The following is a 15,470-nucleotide window of genomic DNA, read 5'->3' on the forward strand; positions in this document are numbered from 1 at the left end:
GCCATGGCCAAGCCCACTACCGTCAAGATCCGCCTGGTCTCGACCGCCGACACCGGCTTCTTCTATGTGACGAAGAAGAACCCGCGCAACACCACCGAGAAGATGGTGTTCCGCAAGTATGACCCGGTTGTGCGCAAGCATGTCGAGTTCAAGGAAGCCAAGATCAAGTAAGCGGCTTATGGCCCGGCGCACGGCCCGAAATCGGGTTCACGCCGGGTTCAATGGCCCTTCGGCAGTGGTATAGGGATGACCATGAACCTCCCCCTTGCCCGCCGGCTTTCCGCCCCTCGTTCCTTTGTCGCCGCCGCGCTGTTTGCGTTGGCGGCGCCTGTCGTGACCGTGGCTGCCGCGCCGCCTGCTGCAGCGCCCGTGGCGAATCCGCAGATCGAGCAGGCGGTCGCTGCCCTGCGCGCGATCACCACGCTGCAAGCTGATTTCGTCCAGACCGACCGCAACGGCCAGCGCCTGACCGGCGTGCTTTCCATGCAGCGCCCCGGCAGGATTCGTTTCCAGTATCAGGCGGGCGTGCCGCTGCTGATCGTTTCTGACGGCGCGGCGCTGACGCTGATCGACTACGAAGTGCGGCAGGTGCAGCGCTGGCCGATCCGCAACAGCCCGCTGGGCGCGCTGCTCGATCCGAACAAGGACGTGGCGCGCTTTGCCACGCTGAACCCGACCGGCCATGGCGATGTGCTCAGCATGGATGTGCGCGATCCCCGCCACCCCGAATATGGCTCGATCACCATGATCATGCTGCGCAAGGCCGGCGCGCCCGGCGGGTGGGAGCTCAACAGCTGGATCGCGCTCGATTCGCAGAACCGGCGGACGACGGTGCGGCTTTCGAATCAGCGCTATGGCATCGCACTTCCGTCCAACATCTTTCGCTGGAACGACCCGCGGACCGCTGGCCGCAAATAGTCGGCGGTTCATCGCAGTGCCGAAGGGCCATCGCGATCCCGCGACAATTTGCGACCAGTTTGGGACTTCCCTGACAACACCGTTCATCCGCCAGCAAGCGGCGGGGTCCTAGAAAGAAGGGGTCAAGACGGATCCGACCGGGTTCGCCCCCCCCTGTTACCCGGTCCACAATCCCCCTTCCGTCATGACAGCGTGACGAACGCACAAGGAACCCTCGGACCACGCCCCCGGTCCGAGGGTTTTTTTGTTCGGTTGTTCAGGTTCCCCCGGAATCGGACTCATGGCCCCCCCCCGCTAGCGCGACGATTGCACGACCATCCGCTTGCCGCTGTCGCCTCAGGACCGTAAAGCGCGGCCATGGCTTCTCCCACGCTCACCGTCGCCACCTGGAACATCAATTCGGTGCGGCTGCGCATCGATCAGGTCGAACGGTTTCTGACCGAGCAGGCACCCGATGTGCTGTGCCTGCAAGAGATCAAGACCGCCGAGGCGCTGTTCCCGCACGAGATGTTCGAGCGGCTGGGCTACGCCTACCGCGCGGTGCATGGGCAGAAGGGCTACCACGGTGTCGCGACCGTGAGCCGCCTGCCGATCCGCGAGGTGAACCGGCACGACTGGCAGGCCAATGGCGAGGCGCGGCATGTGGGCGTGGAAGTGCTCGGCGCGGGCCAGGGCATGATTCTCGAGAACGTCTATATCCCGGCGGGCGGGGACATTCCCGATCCGGAAGCAAACCCCAAGTTCGGCCAGAAACTGGCGTTCCTTGAGCGGATGACGCGCTGGGCCGATGCGCTTGACCGGCCGACGCTGATCGTGGGGGACTTCAACATCGCACCGCTGGACTGCGACGTCTACAATCACAAGGCGCTGCTCAAGGTCGTCAGCCACACGCCGCAGGAAGTGGCGGCACTGGGCGCATTCGGCGATGCGCATGGCTGGGTGGACCTGGGGCGCAAACATATCCCCGCGCCCGAGCGGAACTATTCGTGGTGGTCCTATCGTTCCTACTGGCGGGAAAAGGATCAGGGGCGGCGGCTCGACCATATGTGGGCCTCGCCGGAGCTTGCCGCGCAATCGCTCTCGCACCGCTTCGTCGAGGAGACGCGGCGCTGGGATCAGCCTTCCGACCATATCCCGCTGGTGACGGAGTTCGCGCTTTGAGCGGAGAGCCGCGTGCGGTGGCGCTGGCGCTCGATGCGCTGCGCCATGGCTGGGCGATCCGGGTGGAAGGTCCGGACGGGGCGCTCGATCTGCTGCCGGCGGAGACCGCGTTCGTGCAGCCCGGGCTCTATGCCGCGCGGCTGCTGATTTCCCACGCGCGCGCCGCCACGCTGAAGCTTGCCAACCAGCGCGATGCGGCGGAACCGCATATGCCGGTGATGATCCACGGCGCGGAGCCCTTTTCGCTCCACGCCGCGCGCCGACTCGCCGATCCCGCACTCGATCTGGCCGAGCCGATGCGCGGCCCTTTCCGCGCTGACCCCTGCCCCGCGCAGACGGCGGCAGTTGCGGCGATGGAGCTGGCGCGGCTGGCGGGGATCCTGCCGGCGTTCATGGTCGCGACCGGGGTTGAGCCTTCAGCCCATGTAACGCCGGCCGATCTTGCCGCGTTCAAGGATCCGATGGAGCTTACCATCCAGGCGCGCGCGCGGCTGCCGGTCGATGCCTGCGAGCACGCCGAGATTATCGCCTTTCGCGCGCGCGACGATCTGCGCGAGCATGTCGCGCTGGTGATCGGCACGCAAAGCGGGGACCATGTGCCGCTGGTGCGGCTCCACAGCGAATGCCTTACGGGTGATGTGCTCGGCAGCCTCAAGTGCGATTGCGGGCCGCAGCTTGATGCGGCGATGGCGCGCATGGCGGAGGAAGCCAATGCGGGTGGCTGGGGGCTGCTCCTGTATCTGCGGCAGGAAGGGCGCGGAATCGGCCTCATCAACAAGCTGCGTGCCTATGAACTGCAGGATCAGGGCTTCGACACCGTGGACGCGAACGAGCGGCTGGGCCTGCCGAGCGAAGCGCGCGATTTCCCGGTAGCGGCGCGGATGCTCGATCTGCTGGGCGTGAGGGCGGTGCGGCTGCTGACCAACAACCCGGCCAAGGTGGCGGCGCTGGAAGCCGTGGGCGTGACGGTGAGCGAGCGGGTGGCGCACCAGCTGCCGGCCAATCCGCACAACGCGCGCTATCTCGATACCAAGCGCGACCGGACAGGGCATCTGCTGCGTTAAATAGGGACAGTCCCTATTTTTCAGATGGCGTTTTTGGGCACACTCGCGCTCAAAAACTATTATTTTACAAAGAGATACTTGCGGAAAATGGGGACAGTCCCCATTTTTGTGAGCTGGGATTCAGAGATCGCCGCGTTCGAGCTCGAGCAATTCAGGCGGCAGGCGCAAGGCGCGGGCGGCGAGGCGGGTTTCGAGCAGCAGGAGGACCAGCGCGCACATGAGCAGAGCGATGGCGGCGACGAACGTGAGCGCCGTCACCACCCGCAGGTCGGCGCCCGCGAGTTCGCTGAGGAACAAGGCCGCGACCGTGGTGCCGATGGCGAGGCCGCTGATCACCAGACAGAGCAGCGCGTGGCCGATATGCGCGATTCGCTGGTCGATGATGCGCATTTCGACCACGATCACGTCATGCTCGCTGCCCTGGGTGCCGGGATGGAGCGTCTGCAGGTGGCGCGAACGATCGACCATGCGCGCAAGGCGCGTGGTGAGGATGTTCATGATATTGCCGATGGCCACGAGCACGAAGACCGGCGCCAGCGCGAGCTGGATGGTCTGTGCGATCATCCCGGGGTGTTCAGGCTGCACGGACGAGAATGCTCTGGCTTTCCGGTGTGAAGGTGATGGCGCTGGCCGCAGCGGCGGCGGCGCACTCGCCCGGACGGAGCAGATGGCCGCCCAGTTCCACCTCGCCCCGGCGTGGCAGCACAAGCATGGGGCCGGCATATTCCGCCAGTAGCGCGGCGTCCGGCACGCCTTCGACGCGGTGGGCGGTGAAGTAAGGCCCGCGGGCGAGTTCAACCGTCCCGGTGGGCGCAAGATGGCGGTGGAGGGTCGCTGCGTAGGGTTCGCCCTTGGCAACGGCGATGCCCTTGTCGAGATGGAGCGGGCGCGGGCGGCCATAGTCGTAGAGCCGGTAGGTGATATCGGAGTTCTGCTGGATCTCGATCAGGCTGACCCCGGCACCGATGGCGTGGACAGTGCCCGCCGGAATGTAGAAGAAGTCGCCAGCCTGCACCGGGTGCCAGACCAGCAGGCCCTCGATGCTGCCATCCAGCGCGGCGGCGCGCATGGCCTCTGGCCCGATCGGTTCGTGAAAGCCGATGCCGAGGGTGGCGCCCGGCTCGGCATCGATCACCAGCCAGCATTCCTCCTTGCCCGTATCATACTCGCCCAGCTCCTTCGCCTGCGCGTCGTCCGGGTGGACCTGGACCGAGAGCTTCTCGCTCGTGAAGATGTATTTGACGAGGAGCGAACTGACTTCCTCGATGGGTTCGAACCAGATCTCGCCGATGCGCTTGCCGTATGGGGCCATGAACGGGGCGGGCAACTGATCGCGCCCCCACGGCTTCTCCACGGTGCGCACGGCAAGCAGGCTCATTGATTCACCGCGCCCGAAAGCTTGCCGACTTTCTGCGCGCCGTCGGCCGTGCAGACGAGCACTTCGTCCTTGTCGACCACGACTATCAGATCGCGCGCACCGATCACCGAAACGCGCGGCCCGTCGCTCTCGACGAGGACATTCGTGCAATCGACGAGTTCGGCGCGGCCCCGCGATGCATTGCCTTCCTCATCGCGATCGAGCGCTTCATGCAGCGCCTGCCAGTTGCCGATATCGGACCAAGCCATGGCGGCGGGGACCATGGCGGCGCGGGCGGTGTTTTCCATGACGGCGTAATCGACCGATTCGCCTTCGATTCGCGCGAAGGCGGCCGGATCGGGGTAGAAGCGCGTGCCATCCTCCCGGCCTTCCGCCACGGCAGCCTGCACAGCAGCAGCCAGCGCCGGGCGATGGGCGGCAAGTTCCTCGAGGAAGGTGCCCGCGCGGAACGCGAAGATGCCGCCGTTCCACGCATAGCCGCCATCGGCCAGAAAACCGATCGCGCGCTGCAGATCAGGCTTTTCGACGAACTGGGCGACGGCGAAACCGCCGGAGCCTTCAATCGCATCGCCGCGGCGCAGATAGCCAAACCCGGTTTCGGGCGCAGTCGCGGCAATGCCGAACGAGACCAGCCAGCCGCCGCGCGCAAGGGCAGCCGCTTCCCGCGCGGCAGCCTGAAAGGCCGCCACATCGCCGATGTGGTGATCGCTCGGGCAGACCAGCATCACCGCGTCTTCGGGCAGGCGCAAGGCGGCAAGAGCAATCGCGGCGGCGGTGTTTTTGCCTTCAGGCTCGACGATCACCGTGCTGCGCGCAGGATCGGGCAGCTGCGCCTCGACATGTTCGAGATGAGCGGCGCCGGTGACCACGATGGGCGCGCCGAATCCGGCCTCCGCCGGGCAGCGCAGCACCGTCGCCTCGAACAGCGTGGTATCGCCGACCAGCGGCAGAAACGGCTTGGGGCAGGTCTTGCGAGAACGCGGCCAGAGGCGGGTGCCGCTGCCGCCGCACAGAACAACGGGAAAGATAGTGTCCATCGGGTTCCTGTTTCGCGGCTCCGGACAAAGCCACCTTCGGCGGCAGCTCGGTCTATGGCAATAGCCTACGTATAAGTCACGGCAATGCTGTTAGGGTCCAAATTCAATCATGTCGTGCCTGATACGTCCAGATTGTGAACAGATCGCGGGAAGTGGCCTCGGCGTTGATCGTTTGAGGCTTCTGACGGTCGCTTATGGCGCGAACCACCGCTGCTGCCAGCCGAATTCGGACGAAACCGGATTGCTGACACGGTCAGTTGCCGGGCGAAAGCGGAAGCGTTCAGTCGCCAGGCGGCAGGTGATGGCATCGGCCTCCGCGTCGGGGCTCGGCTGGTGGATGCGGCAGCCGTGGACACGGCCATCGGTGCCCACGGTGAGCACCACGATGACGCTCTTGCCCAGCCGCAGGTTGCGGGTTCGCGCCGGATAATCGCGCGTGGCCGTGATCTCGCCCGCAATCTTGACCGCACGGCTGGCGCCCGCGCCCCAGCCATCGCCGCTGCCGCCGCTGCCCGTGCCGGAGCCCGAGGTGCCGCCGCCGGTGCCGCTGCCAAGGCTGGTTGCACCCGATTTCGTTGCATCCCCGGTGGAAGCGGCGGGGGCGGCGATCATCGCCTTGGTGGGAATCTTCGCGGGCGCGGCGACCACGGGCTTGGGCTTGGCCGCCTTGGCAGCAGCACCTTCGGCTCCGGCGGGCTGGGGCGTGGGGACCGGGCTGGCCGGGGGCGGCGGAGGGGGAGGCGGCGGATCGAGCGGAACCGAGTAGGCCGCGGTCGCCGCCTGCTGGATCGCCGTGATCGCGCTGCCCGCAAGGCCGGTGAAGATCGCGAAGCCAAGCGCGACATGAAGCAGCGCGACCGCCAGCATCAGCCACGCACGCGCGCGGCGGCTGAGGCCGGGGCGATCGGTGAAGCGGGTACTGGCGGGCGCGGTGGTCACCCGGGGATGTCTAAAGCATCCGGGGGGAAACCGGAATCCTAGTCGCTGAGAAAGCTGTCCTCACGCGCGAGCGAGACGAGGCGCAGGCCGTGGGCGGCGGCCTGCTGCGCGGCGAGCGTCGAGGCGGCGGAGATCGTGACGAGCAGCGGGCAGCCTGCCAGCACCGCCTTCTGCACAAGCTCGAAGCTGCACCGCGCGGTGAGGACGATGAAGCCCTCCCCTGCCTTGAGCCCGGCCTGCGCCATCGCGCCCAGCAGCTTGTCGAGCGCGTTGTGGCGGCCGACATCCTCGCGCACCAGATGCACGGTGCCATCGGGGGTGCAGAATGCGGCGGCATGGACGGCGCGGGTGGCTTGGCCAAGCGGCTGGAGATCGGGGAGCGCGGCGACGGCGCGGAAGATCGCCGCGTCATCGACTTCGATTTGCGCCGTAATCGGCGGCAGCGGGCGCAGGACTTGCTCGAGGCTTTCGATGCCGCAGAGGCCGCAGCTGCCCTCGGCCAGGCGCAGGCGGGCGCGCTCCATCAGCGGGGCGGCATCATCGGCGGCGAGCTGAATCCGCAGCATCCAGCCGCCGGCGGGGACTTCGCTCGCTTCGGCGGACAGAAGCTGTTCGGGCGCGGCGATCAGCTGTTCGGAAAGGCAGAAGCCGAGCGCGTAGTCGCCAAGATCCGATGGCGTCGCCATCATCACCGCATAGCCGAGGCCGTTGATCTCGACCGCGATCGGCGCCTCTATCGCCAGCAGCCGCTCGCGCGGGGCGGGCGCGCGGCCATCGGCGAAATGTTCGGCGAATGTATGCTGCCGAGCAGCTTCAGGCAGCATGCGCGGCAAGCCGGTCAAGCGCCGCGCGCGCCACGGGATCGAGCGCAGCGCCTTGCGGCCCATCCAGCACAGCCAGAACATCGGCTATCATCCGGGGCGACCAGAAGGCGTGGATGTGATCGGCGATCATGGCGACGGGGTCCGGCTCGTGCGTCACGTTCCGCGCGATCTGGTTGGCCATGTAGACGAGCTTTTCGGCGGTATGCGCGCTCATTCTGCTGGCTCCATCGCACCTTCATGGCCCTTGATCCGGCGCGAACGCGCGGCCTGTGCCTCGTATTCCTCCTGCCAGTCGGTCGGGCCGTTGGACGGGGTGATCTGCACGGCGGTCACCTTGTATTCGGGGCAATTGGTGGCCCAATCCGAATAGTCTGTGGTGATCACATTGGCCTGCGTCACCGGGTGGTGGAAGGTGGTGTAGACCACGCCCGGCGCAACGCGGTCGGTGACGGTGGCACGCAGCGTCGTCTCGCCCGAGCGGCTTGCGAGGCGAACCCAGTCGCCCGACTTGATGCCGCGGTTCTCGGCGTCAGCCGGGTGGATTTCGAGCAAGTCTTCCGGATGCCACACGACATTGGCGGTGCGGCGGGTCTGCGCGCCGACGTTGTAGTGGCTGAGGATGCGGCCTGTGGTGAGCAGCAGCGGGAAACGCGGGCCGGTGCGCTCGTCGGTCGGCACGTAGTCGGTCACCACGAACTTGCCCTTGCCGCGCACGAAGCCATCGATGTGCATGATCGGCGAACCATCCGGCGCGGCATCGTTGACCGGCCATTGCAGCGAGCCTTCGGCATCAAGCCGCGCGAAGCTGACGCCCGCGAACGTCGGCGTCAGGCGCGCGATCTCGTCCATGATCTCGCGCGGGTGGGTATAGGCCCAATCGAGGCCCATCGCCTGCGCCATGAGCTGGGTGATCTCCCAGTCCTCGTAGCCATTCTTCGGCTCCATCACCTTGCGCACCGGCTGGATGCGGCGCTCGGCATTGGTGAAAGTGCCGTTCTTTTCGAGGAAGGTGGAGCCCGGCAGGAAGACATGCGCGTAATTGGCGGTCTCATTCAGGAACAGGTCCTGCACGATCACGCATTCCATCGCGGCGAGGCCGGCGGCGACGTGTTTGGTGTCCGGGTCGGACTGGAGGATGTCCTCGCCCTGGATGTAGATCGCCTTGAACAAGCCATCGGTCGCGGCATCGAGCATGTTGTTGATGCGCAGGCCGGGTTCGGAATCGATCGGCACACCCCACTCCGCCTCGAACAGCGCGCGCGCCGAAGCATCCGAAACATGGCGGTAGCCCGAAAGCTCGTGCGGGAAGCTGCCCATGTCGCAGGCGCCCTGCACGTTGTTCTGGCCGCGCAAGGGGTTCACGCCGACGCCGCGGCGGCCGATGTTGCCCGTCGCCATCGCGAGGTTGGCAATGGCCATCACGGTGGAGGAGCCCTGGCTGTGCTCGGTGACGCCGAGGCCGTAGTAGATCGCGCCGTTGCCGCCGGTGGCAAACAGGCGAGCAGCGCCGCGGAGGTCTGCGGCGGGAACGCCGGTGACGGGTTCGAGGAATTCGGGGCTGTTGCGATCAAGGCTGACGAAATCGGCCCAATGGCGGTATTCTTCCCAGTCGCAGCGTTCGCGCACGAAGGCATCGTCGGCCAGCCCCTCGGTGACGATCACGTGGGCGAGCGCGGTGAGCACCGCGACATTGGTGCCGGGGCGCAGCGGAAGGTGGAAATCGGCGCTGATGTGGGGGCTACGGACCAAGTCGGTGCGGCGCGGATCGATTACGATGAGCTTCGCGCCCTGCCGCAACCGGCGCTTCATGCGGCTGGCGAAGACGGGGTGGCCGTCGGTGGGGTTGGCGCCGATCACGAGGATCACGTCGCTATCCTCGACCGAATCGAAGTCCTGCGTGCCTGCCGAAGTGCCGAACGTGGTCTTGAGGCCGTAGCCGGTGGGCGAGTGGCAGACGCGCGCGCAAGTATCGACGTTGTTGGTGCCGAAGCCGGCGCGGACCAGCTTCTGGACGAGGAAGGTTTCCTCGTTGGTGCAGCGGCTGGAGGTGATGCCGCCGAGCGCGTTGCGGCCATACTTGGCCGAGATGCGTTTCAGTTCGCTGGCGGTGTGGGCGATGGCTTCGTCCCAGCTGACTTCCTGCCACGGCTCGTCGATCGACGAGCGGATCATCGGCGAAAGAATGCGTTCCTGATGCTGGGCATAGCCCCAGGCGAAGCGGCCCTTGACGCAGGAGTGGCCGCGATTGGCCTTGCCGTCCTTCCACGGCACCATGCGCACGACTTCCTCGCCCCGCGTCTCGGCGCGGAAGGTACAGCCGACGCCGCAATAGGCGCAGGTGGTGACGGTGGCGCGCTCGGGCTTGCCGATTTCCTTGACCGCTTTCTCCTGCAGCGTTGCGGTGGGGCAGGCCTGCACGCAGGCGCCGCAGGAAACGCATTCGGAACTGAGGAAGCTGTCTGACGACAGGCCTGCGCTGACCTTGCTGTCAAAACCCCGGCCTTCGATGGTGAGCGCGAGGGTGCCCTGCACTTCATCGCAGGCGCGCACGCAGCGCGAGCACATGATGCACTTCGAGGGATCGAAATCGAAGTAGGGGTTCGACACGTCCATCGGCTGGGCGAGGTTGTTCGCGCCTTCGTAGCCATAACGCACATCGCGCAGGCCCACGGCGGCGGCCTGATCCTGCAGCTCGCAATCGTTGTTGGCGCTGCACGTCAGGCAATCGAGCGGGTGGTCGGAGATATAGAGCTCCATCACCCCGCGCCGCAGCTTTTCGAGCTTCTTGGTCTGGGTGTGGACCTTCATGCCTTCGGACACGAGCGTGGTGCAGCTGGCGGGCGTGCCGCGCATGCCGTCGATCTCGACGAGGCAGAGGCGGCACGAGCCGAATTGCTTGACGCTGTCGGTCGCGCAGAGCTTGGGGATCGAGCCGCCCGAGACGGCAGCGGCGCGCATGACCGTGGTGCCGGGGGCGACCGAGACTTCGCGCCCGTCGATATTCAGCGTGACCGTCGCGGCACCGCGCACTTCGGGCGTGCCGAAATCGGGCTGGGGGCGATAGGTTTCGCGTTCACTGTCCATCGAGGTGCTCCTGCGCGAGGGCGAGGTCTTCGCGCGTGTTGATATTGGCGGGACTGGCCGAAAGATTGACGCGGCGCGCGCCGATCATTTCGGCAAAAGCGCGCATCGAATGCTTGGCATCGGAGGCGAGAAAGGCATCGAGCGCGGGCGCGGCGCTGGCGGGCCAAAGGCCGATGACCGGCTGATCCGCCACGTAGGCCGGGGCGGGCGCAAGTTCGGTGCGGGTGCCGGAACCAAGGCCGCCGCAATCGACCCCGCAGGTGAGCACTTCGCTGTAGCCGTGACTGGCAGCATGGTGGAGCGCGGCGGCGATCCCGCCGAGCGGACCCATGCCGGAGCGCGGGCGGTCGGAGATGTCGCCGCGACCTACCACGATCACGCCGTCGCATTGTGCTTCGAGCGAGGCGACCGCGCGTGCCAGCAGGGTGCGCCCGCCAAGCGCGGCAAGCGCCTTGTCGCTGCCGAAGCGCGAGGATTGCCCGCCCGCAAGGACTGCGCCGAGGATCACTCGGCGGCTTCCTGATCGGGCACGGCCATCCCGAAATCCTCCGGCCAATGCTTCAGCGCCGAGAGCACCGGATAGGGCGTGAACCCGCCGAGCGCACAGAGCGAGCCGAACTTCATCGTCTCGCACAAGTCCTCGAGCAGGTTCACGTCCTCGGTCAGCGTACGCGGGGCCTTGCGGGCGTTGTGCATCTGGGGGAGCGTTTCGACCTTGTCGGCGGCGCGGCCCGAGCGGGCGCGGATGCGGTCGATCAGTTCGACCCCGCGCGTAGAGCCGATGCGACAGGGCGTGCACTTGCCGCAGCTTTCGGCGGCGCAGAAGCTCATCGCGAAACGGGCCTGCGCGCTCATGTCTGCCGTGTCGTCGAACACCGTCAGCCCCGCGTGGCCGATCAGGCCTTCGGCTTCGGCAAAGCACTCATAATCGAAGTGGAGAGCGTAATCCGCAGGCGGGTGATAGGCCCCCAATGGCCCGCCGACTTGCACCGCGCGGACCGGTCGGCCCGTGGCAGTGCCGCCGCCGATATCGTTCACGAGTTCGCCGAGCGTGATGCCGAAGCCGACTTCGTAGAGCCCGCCGTGCTTGATATTGCCCGCAAGCTGGATCGGCATCGTACCGCGCGACCGGCCGAAGCCGACGTCGGCATAAGCCGCGCCGCCATTCGCCAAGATCCACGGCACCGCCGCAAGGGTCAGCACGTTGTTGACCACCGTGGGCTTGCCGAACAGGCCTTCCAATGCGGGGAGCGGCGGCTTGGCGCGCACTTCACCGCGCTTGCCCTCAAGCGAGTTCAGGAGTGAGGTTTCTTCGCCGCAAACGTAAGCCCCCGCGCCGACGCGGACTTCGACCTCGAACGGGGCGATATACGGCACCGCCAGCGCGATGGCGGCCTGCAGCTTGGCGATGGCGTGGGGGTATTCACTGCGGACGTAAATATAGCCCTTGCCCGCACCGACGGCGTGGCCGGCAATCGCCATGCCTTCGATCAGCATGAAGGGATCGCCTTCCATCACCATGCGGTCGGCGAAGGTGGCGCTGTCGCCCTCGTCCGCGTTGCAGACGATGTACTTTACCGGGCCTGCCGCCTTGGCGACGGTGGTCCATTTGATGCCCGCCGGGAAGCCCGCGCCGCCGCGCCCGCGCAGGCCTGACTGGGTGACTTCGGCGATGGTCGCGTCTGGACCGAGTTCACGCGCGCGCTTCAGCCCGGCCCAGCCGCCGGTCGCGGCGTAGTCTTCAAGGCTAAGCGGACGAGTCTTGCCCGCGCGGGCGAAGGTGAAGCGCTGCTGCCGGGCGATGAAGGGATGCTCGGCGATGGGGCCGATGGCCTTGTCGCTCGTTCCGGCGAGGACAGCGGCCACATCCTCAGATGTGAGCGGACCGAAGCCCTGCCCTTCGATCTCTGCCAAAGGTTCGAGCCAGTGCATGCCCCAGCTGGACACGCGCTCGACCGTGCAACCTGCCTTGGCAAAGGCAGCGGCGACGGCGTTGGCGCCGCAGGCGAGCGCGGCGGCATCGTCGGAGATCCAGACTGTGGTCATGCCAGGCTCTCCACCAGCGCGCCAAGGCGGGCGGCATCGAGCCGACCGTGGACTTCATGGCCGATCATCGCGGCGGGGCCGACGCTGCACAGGCCGAGACAGTAGACCGTCTCAACCGCGACGCGGGGGTTGTCCGGCAGCGCGGCGACCATGGCTTCGACGCCGCGTGCCTGGCAGCTTTCAGCGCGGCAAAGCTTGAGCACCGGGCGGCTTTCCGGGGCTTCGCGGAAATCATGGTAGAAACTGACGACGCCGTGGACTTCGGCGCGGGTGAGATTGAGCGCATGCGCAATGCGGCGGATCGCATCTTCCGAAACGTGGCCGAACGCGGCCTGCACATCGTGCAGGATCGGCAGCAGCGCGCCTTCGCGGCCGGTGTGGCCGGCAAGGATGGCATCGAGCTCGTCTTGATCTGTCATGCGCAAATCCCATGGGAATTCAGCGGCGCAGGTCAAATTGAATTGCCTGATGGTTGATAGAGCCATCCTATCAAACGGGTGGTCGCAGCCCCGCAGGTTCGAGTGCGCGGGCGGCGGCGAGCGCGGCGCGCGCCATGGGGCCGAGCGGATCGCGATTGACCACGACAAGCCCAACCCGGCGCGCATCCTCCGCCTCGTCAAAAGGCAGGAAGCGCGCCCATTCCACGCCCGCCATCAGCCGCGCGTAGCCATCGGGCACGATTGTGGCGAAAGCGCCCGAGTGGACCAAGGCGAAGAGCGCGAAGTGGCTGTCTGCCGTGGCGCGCGGGGCGGTGGCGAGCCCGCGCGCGGCGAGGCGCTCGTCAAGAATGCGGCGGTATTGCATGCCCTGATGGAGCAGGCACAGGTTCTGCGCGCACGCTTCCTCCCAGCTGATTGCCGCGTGCTGATCGAACCCGCTGCCGCGCGCCGCGAGGAACACGTAGCGTTCCGCATAGAGCGGAACCGACAGCACATTCGCAGGCGGTTCGTGATCGAGGTAGGTGATCCCGGCATCGACTTCGAAGGCATGCAGCCCATGCTCGATCGCGCGCGAGGTGGCGGAACGGACGGAAAGCGTGATCCCCGGGTTCTGCGCCAGCAGCGCTTCTCCCAAGAGGCCAATCAGCGGAAGTGCGGCGGGGATCGCGGCAAGCCCGAACTCGCCCCTGAGCGGCGCGGCGGTAGCCGCCACCGCGCTCGCCATGCCGCTGACAGCGCCCAGGATCTGCTCGGCCCAGGGGAGCATTGCCTGCCCATAGGGCGTGAGGCCGATGAAGCGGCGGTCACGCTCGACCAGCCGGCGGCCGAATTCGGCCTCCAGCGCGGCGAGCCCGGCCGACAGCGTGGGCTGCGAAATGCCGCAGGTGGCGGCGGCCTTGGCGAAATGCTGCTCGCGCGCGAGCGTGACGAAATAGCGCAAGTGGCGCAGTTGCATCGGAGGGCCATCCCTTGTGAGAGGAAGGGCCTATCACAGTTTGCGCCGAAAGGTCAGTCCGCCGTCTTGGCCATGTATTCAACGTACCACTTCACGAAGGCGGCAACACCGTCCCTCACGGTGGTTGCAGGCTTGTAACCCAGCTCGCGCTCGAGATCGGAAACGTCGGCGAAGGTATCCGGCACATCGCCTGGCTGGAGCGGCAGCAGGTTGCGGATGGCCTTCTTGCCGAGCGCGTCTTCCAGCGCTTCGATATACTCGGTGAGCTTGACCGGGCTGTTGTTGCCGATGTTGTAGATCCGGTAGGGCGCGTTGCTCGTGGCGGGATCGGGGCGGTGCGCGTCCCACGCCGGGTTGGGCTGGGCCGGATGGTCGCAGGCGCGGATCACGCCTTCGACGATATCGCTCACGAAGGTGAAATCGCGCGTGTGGTTGCCATAGTTGAACACGTCGATGGGTTTGCCCGCGATGATGTTCTTCGCAAACAGAAACAGCGCCATGTCCGGCCGGCCCCACGGGCCGTAGACGGTGAAGAAGCGCAGGCCGGTGGTCGGCAAGCGGTAGAGATGGCTGTAGCTGTGCGCCATCAGCTCGTTCGCCTTCTTCGTCGCGGCGTAGAACTGCAGCGGATGATCGACGCCGACATGCTCGCTGAACGGCATCGCCTGGTTCGCGCCGTAGACGCTGCTGGTGGAGGCATAGACCAGATGCTCGACCCCGCCGTGACGGCAGGCTTCGAGGATGTTGGTGAAGCCGATGATGTTGCTCTCGACGTAGGCGTGCGGGTTTTCGATCGAGTAGCGCACCCCCGCCTGCGCGGCGAGGTTGATCACCCGGCGGATGTCGTTCTTCTCAAAGGTCTGCTCGACCACCGCGCGATCGGCCAGATTGCCGCGCACGAAGCGATAGGACGCGTTGGTGCGCCGCGCCGTTTCCTCAAGGATGGCAAGGCGCGCTTCCTTGATCGCCGGGTCGTAGTAGTCATTGACGACATCGAGCCCAACCACATCGTCCCCGCGCTCAAGCAGGGTCTTTGCCGTGTGAAAGCCGATGAAGCCGGCATTGCCGGTAACAAGAATTGCCATGTGTTCCTCCGGAGCGCTCGCCGCTACCCGTTCCAAGTCGGCGCCTAGAGGCTCCAGTACCGAATGTCGGCGCGCAGCGTCTGGGGCGCAAGCACGGACTTCACGTCGATCAGCACGCCGCTCGGCGCGAGCATGGCCTGGATCGCATCCGCGCCCATGGCCGCGTAGTGATCATGCGAAACTGCGTAGATGAGGAGGTCCAGCCCGGCGAAGTCCTCGATCGGCGAAAGCTCGATCCCGAACTCGTGGCGCGTTGCCTGCGGGTGGGCCATCGGATCATGGACCAGCGGCGCGATGCCAAACTCGCACAGCTCGCGGTAGATGTCATCGACCTTGGAATTGCGGATGTCCGGCACGTTTTCCTTGAACGTGAGGCCGAGAATGCCGATGCGCGCATCCTTGAGCGGGTGCCCGGAAGCCGCCAGCATCTTCACGCCGCGCCGGGCGATATAGCTGCCCATGCTGTCGTTGATGCGGCGGCCGGAGAGGATCACTTCGGGGTGATAGCCCATCTGCTCCGCCTTGGCGGTGAGGTAGTA

At 66.5% G+C, this 15,470-nt stretch carries 17 protein-coding genes; 4 read left to right on the forward strand and 13 right to left on the reverse strand.

Annotated elements, in window-relative coordinates; all coding sequences use genetic code 11:
- Positions 1-3 precede the first annotated feature (3 nt).
- The 4 genes from rpmG to ribA all read left to right on the forward strand — a co-directional run bounded on the left by rpmG (position 4) and on the right by ribA (position 3,143).
- Complete coding sequence (rpmG, locus tag Q0071_RS09710) at positions 4-171, forward strand: 50S ribosomal protein L33 (protein WP_054106051.1); 168 nt, start codon at positions 4-6, stop codon at positions 169-171.
- A gap of 75 nt (positions 172-246) precedes the next feature.
- On the forward strand, positions 247-918 hold the full coding sequence (locus Q0071_RS09715) for an outer membrane lipoprotein carrier protein LolA (RefSeq protein WP_298168120.1): 672 nt from the start codon (positions 247-249) through the stop codon (positions 916-918).
- Between the two features lie 357 nt (positions 919-1,275).
- Complete coding sequence (locus Q0071_RS09720; protein ID WP_298168123.1) at positions 1,276-2,079, forward strand: exodeoxyribonuclease III; 804 nt, start codon at positions 1,276-1,278, stop codon at positions 2,077-2,079.
- Positions 2,076-3,143 carry a GTP cyclohydrolase II gene (ribA, locus tag Q0071_RS09725; RefSeq protein WP_298168126.1) on the forward strand — a complete coding sequence of 356 codons (1,068 nt, stop codon included), beginning with the start codon at positions 2,076-2,078 and terminating at the stop codon, positions 3,141-3,143. The genes Q0071_RS09720 and ribA overlap by 4 nt, the downstream gene beginning before the upstream one ends.
- A 120-nt stretch (positions 3,144-3,263) precedes the next feature.
- Here ribA and Q0071_RS09730 read toward each other — a convergent pair whose 3' ends face one another.
- The 13 genes from Q0071_RS09730 to Q0071_RS09790 form a co-directional block, all read right to left on the reverse strand.
- A complete protein-coding gene (locus tag Q0071_RS09730; protein WP_298168129.1) occupies positions 3,264-3,707 on the reverse strand; it encodes a DUF2721 domain-containing protein in 444 nt (147 codons plus the stop codon).
- A gap of 10 nt (positions 3,708-3,717) precedes the next feature.
- A complete protein-coding gene (locus tag Q0071_RS09735; RefSeq protein WP_298168132.1) occupies positions 3,718-4,521 on the reverse strand; it encodes a class I mannose-6-phosphate isomerase in 804 nt (267 codons plus the stop codon).
- Positions 4,518-5,558, reverse strand: a complete 1,041-nt coding sequence (locus Q0071_RS09740) for a sugar phosphate nucleotidyltransferase (RefSeq protein WP_298168136.1) — start codon at positions 5,556-5,558, stop codon at positions 4,518-4,520. Before Q0071_RS09740 ends, Q0071_RS09735 begins: the two co-directional genes overlap by 4 nt.
- A gap of 192 nt (positions 5,559-5,750) precedes the next feature.
- Entirely contained in the window at positions 5,751-6,497 is a 747-nt protein-coding gene (locus Q0071_RS09745; protein ID WP_298168139.1) for a TonB family protein, read from the reverse strand.
- Positions 6,498-6,535: 38 nt separating this feature from the next.
- Entirely contained in the window at positions 6,536-7,321 is a 786-nt protein-coding gene (fdhD, locus tag Q0071_RS09750) for a formate dehydrogenase accessory sulfurtransferase FdhD (RefSeq protein WP_298168142.1), read from the reverse strand.
- Positions 7,311-7,535: a formate dehydrogenase subunit delta gene (locus Q0071_RS09755; RefSeq protein WP_298168145.1), complete on the reverse strand. Its 225-nt coding sequence runs from the start codon at positions 7,533-7,535 to the stop codon at positions 7,311-7,313. Before Q0071_RS09755 ends, fdhD begins: the two co-directional genes overlap by 11 nt.
- The gene (gene fdhF, locus Q0071_RS09760) at positions 7,532-10,405 is read right to left on the reverse strand and encodes a formate dehydrogenase subunit alpha (protein ID WP_298168148.1); all 2,874 of its coding nucleotides are present in this window, start codon (positions 10,403-10,405) and stop codon (positions 7,532-7,534) included. The genes Q0071_RS09755 and fdhF overlap by 4 nt, the downstream gene beginning before the upstream one ends.
- A complete protein-coding gene (locus Q0071_RS09765) occupies positions 10,395-10,913 on the reverse strand; it encodes a molybdenum cofactor guanylyltransferase (protein ID WP_298168150.1) in 519 nt (172 codons plus the stop codon). Before Q0071_RS09765 ends, fdhF begins: the two co-directional genes overlap by 11 nt.
- The gene (locus Q0071_RS09770; RefSeq protein ID WP_298168153.1) at positions 10,910-12,451 is read right to left on the reverse strand and encodes an NADH-ubiquinone oxidoreductase-F iron-sulfur binding region domain-containing protein; all 1,542 of its coding nucleotides are present in this window, start codon (positions 12,449-12,451) and stop codon (positions 10,910-10,912) included. The genes Q0071_RS09765 and Q0071_RS09770 overlap by 4 nt, the downstream gene beginning before the upstream one ends.
- Complete coding sequence (locus Q0071_RS09775) at positions 12,448-12,870, reverse strand: NAD(P)H-dependent oxidoreductase subunit E (protein ID WP_298168156.1); 423 nt, start codon at positions 12,868-12,870, stop codon at positions 12,448-12,450. The genes Q0071_RS09770 and Q0071_RS09775 overlap by 4 nt, the downstream gene beginning before the upstream one ends.
- Positions 12,871-12,940: 70 nt before the next feature.
- Positions 12,941-13,846, reverse strand: a complete 906-nt coding sequence (locus tag Q0071_RS09780) for a LysR family transcriptional regulator (protein ID WP_298168159.1) — start codon at positions 13,844-13,846, stop codon at positions 12,941-12,943.
- Between the two features lie 53 nt (positions 13,847-13,899).
- Positions 13,900-14,931, reverse strand: coding sequence for an NAD-dependent epimerase (locus tag Q0071_RS09785; RefSeq protein WP_298168162.1), 1,032 nt, complete (start codon positions 14,929-14,931; stop codon positions 13,900-13,902).
- Positions 14,932-14,975: 44 nt separating this feature from the next.
- The coding region (locus tag Q0071_RS09790; RefSeq protein WP_298168164.1) for a UDP binding domain-containing protein at positions 14,976-15,470 on the reverse strand (495 nt) is incomplete at its 5' end.

Origin of the sequence: Novosphingobium sp., from assembly GCF_027486195.1 — a bacterium.
Lineage (GTDB): Bacteria > Pseudomonadota > Alphaproteobacteria > Sphingomonadales > Sphingomonadaceae > Novosphingobium.

Excerpts from the sequence above, each read along its gene's own strand:
- rpmG (WP_054106051.1), top strand. The coding sequence starts at position 4 with ATGGCCAAGCCCACTACCGTCAAGATCCGCCTGGTCTCGACCGCCGAC.
- Q0071_RS09715 (WP_298168120.1), top strand. The coding sequence starts at position 247 with ATGACCATGAACCTCCCCCTTGCCCGCCGGCTTTCCGCCCCTCGTTCC.
- Q0071_RS09720 (WP_298168123.1), top strand. The coding sequence starts at position 1,276 with ATGGCTTCTCCCACGCTCACCGTCGCCACCTGGAACATCAATTCGGTG.
- Q0071_RS09730 (WP_298168129.1), bottom strand. The coding sequence starts at position 3,707 with ATGATCGCACAGACCATCCAGCTCGCGCTGGCGCCGGTCTTCGTGCTC.
- Q0071_RS09735 (WP_298168132.1), bottom strand. The coding sequence starts at position 4,521 with ATGAGCCTGCTTGCCGTGCGCACCGTGGAGAAGCCGTGGGGGCGCGAT.
- Q0071_RS09740 (WP_298168136.1), bottom strand. The coding sequence starts at position 5,558 with ATGGACACTATCTTTCCCGTTGTTCTGTGCGGCGGCAGCGGCACCCGC.
- fdhD (WP_298168142.1), bottom strand. The coding sequence starts at position 7,321 with ATGCTGCCTGAAGCTGCTCGGCAGCATACATTCGCCGAACATTTCGCC.
- Q0071_RS09755 (WP_298168145.1), bottom strand. The coding sequence starts at position 7,535 with ATGAGCGCGCATACCGCCGAAAAGCTCGTCTACATGGCCAACCAGATC.
- fdhF (WP_298168148.1), bottom strand. The coding sequence starts at position 10,405 with ATGGACAGTGAACGCGAAACCTATCGCCCCCAGCCCGATTTCGGCACG.
- Q0071_RS09770 (WP_298168153.1), bottom strand. The coding sequence starts at position 12,451 with ATGACCACAGTCTGGATCTCCGACGATGCCGCCGCGCTCGCCTGCGGC.
- Q0071_RS09775 (WP_298168156.1), bottom strand. The coding sequence starts at position 12,870 with ATGACAGATCAAGACGAGCTCGATGCCATCCTTGCCGGCCACACCGGC.
- Q0071_RS09780 (WP_298168159.1), bottom strand. The coding sequence starts at position 13,846 with ATGCAACTGCGCCACTTGCGCTATTTCGTCACGCTCGCGCGCGAGCAG.
- Q0071_RS09785 (WP_298168162.1), bottom strand. The coding sequence starts at position 14,931 with ATGGCAATTCTTGTTACCGGCAATGCCGGCTTCATCGGCTTTCACACG.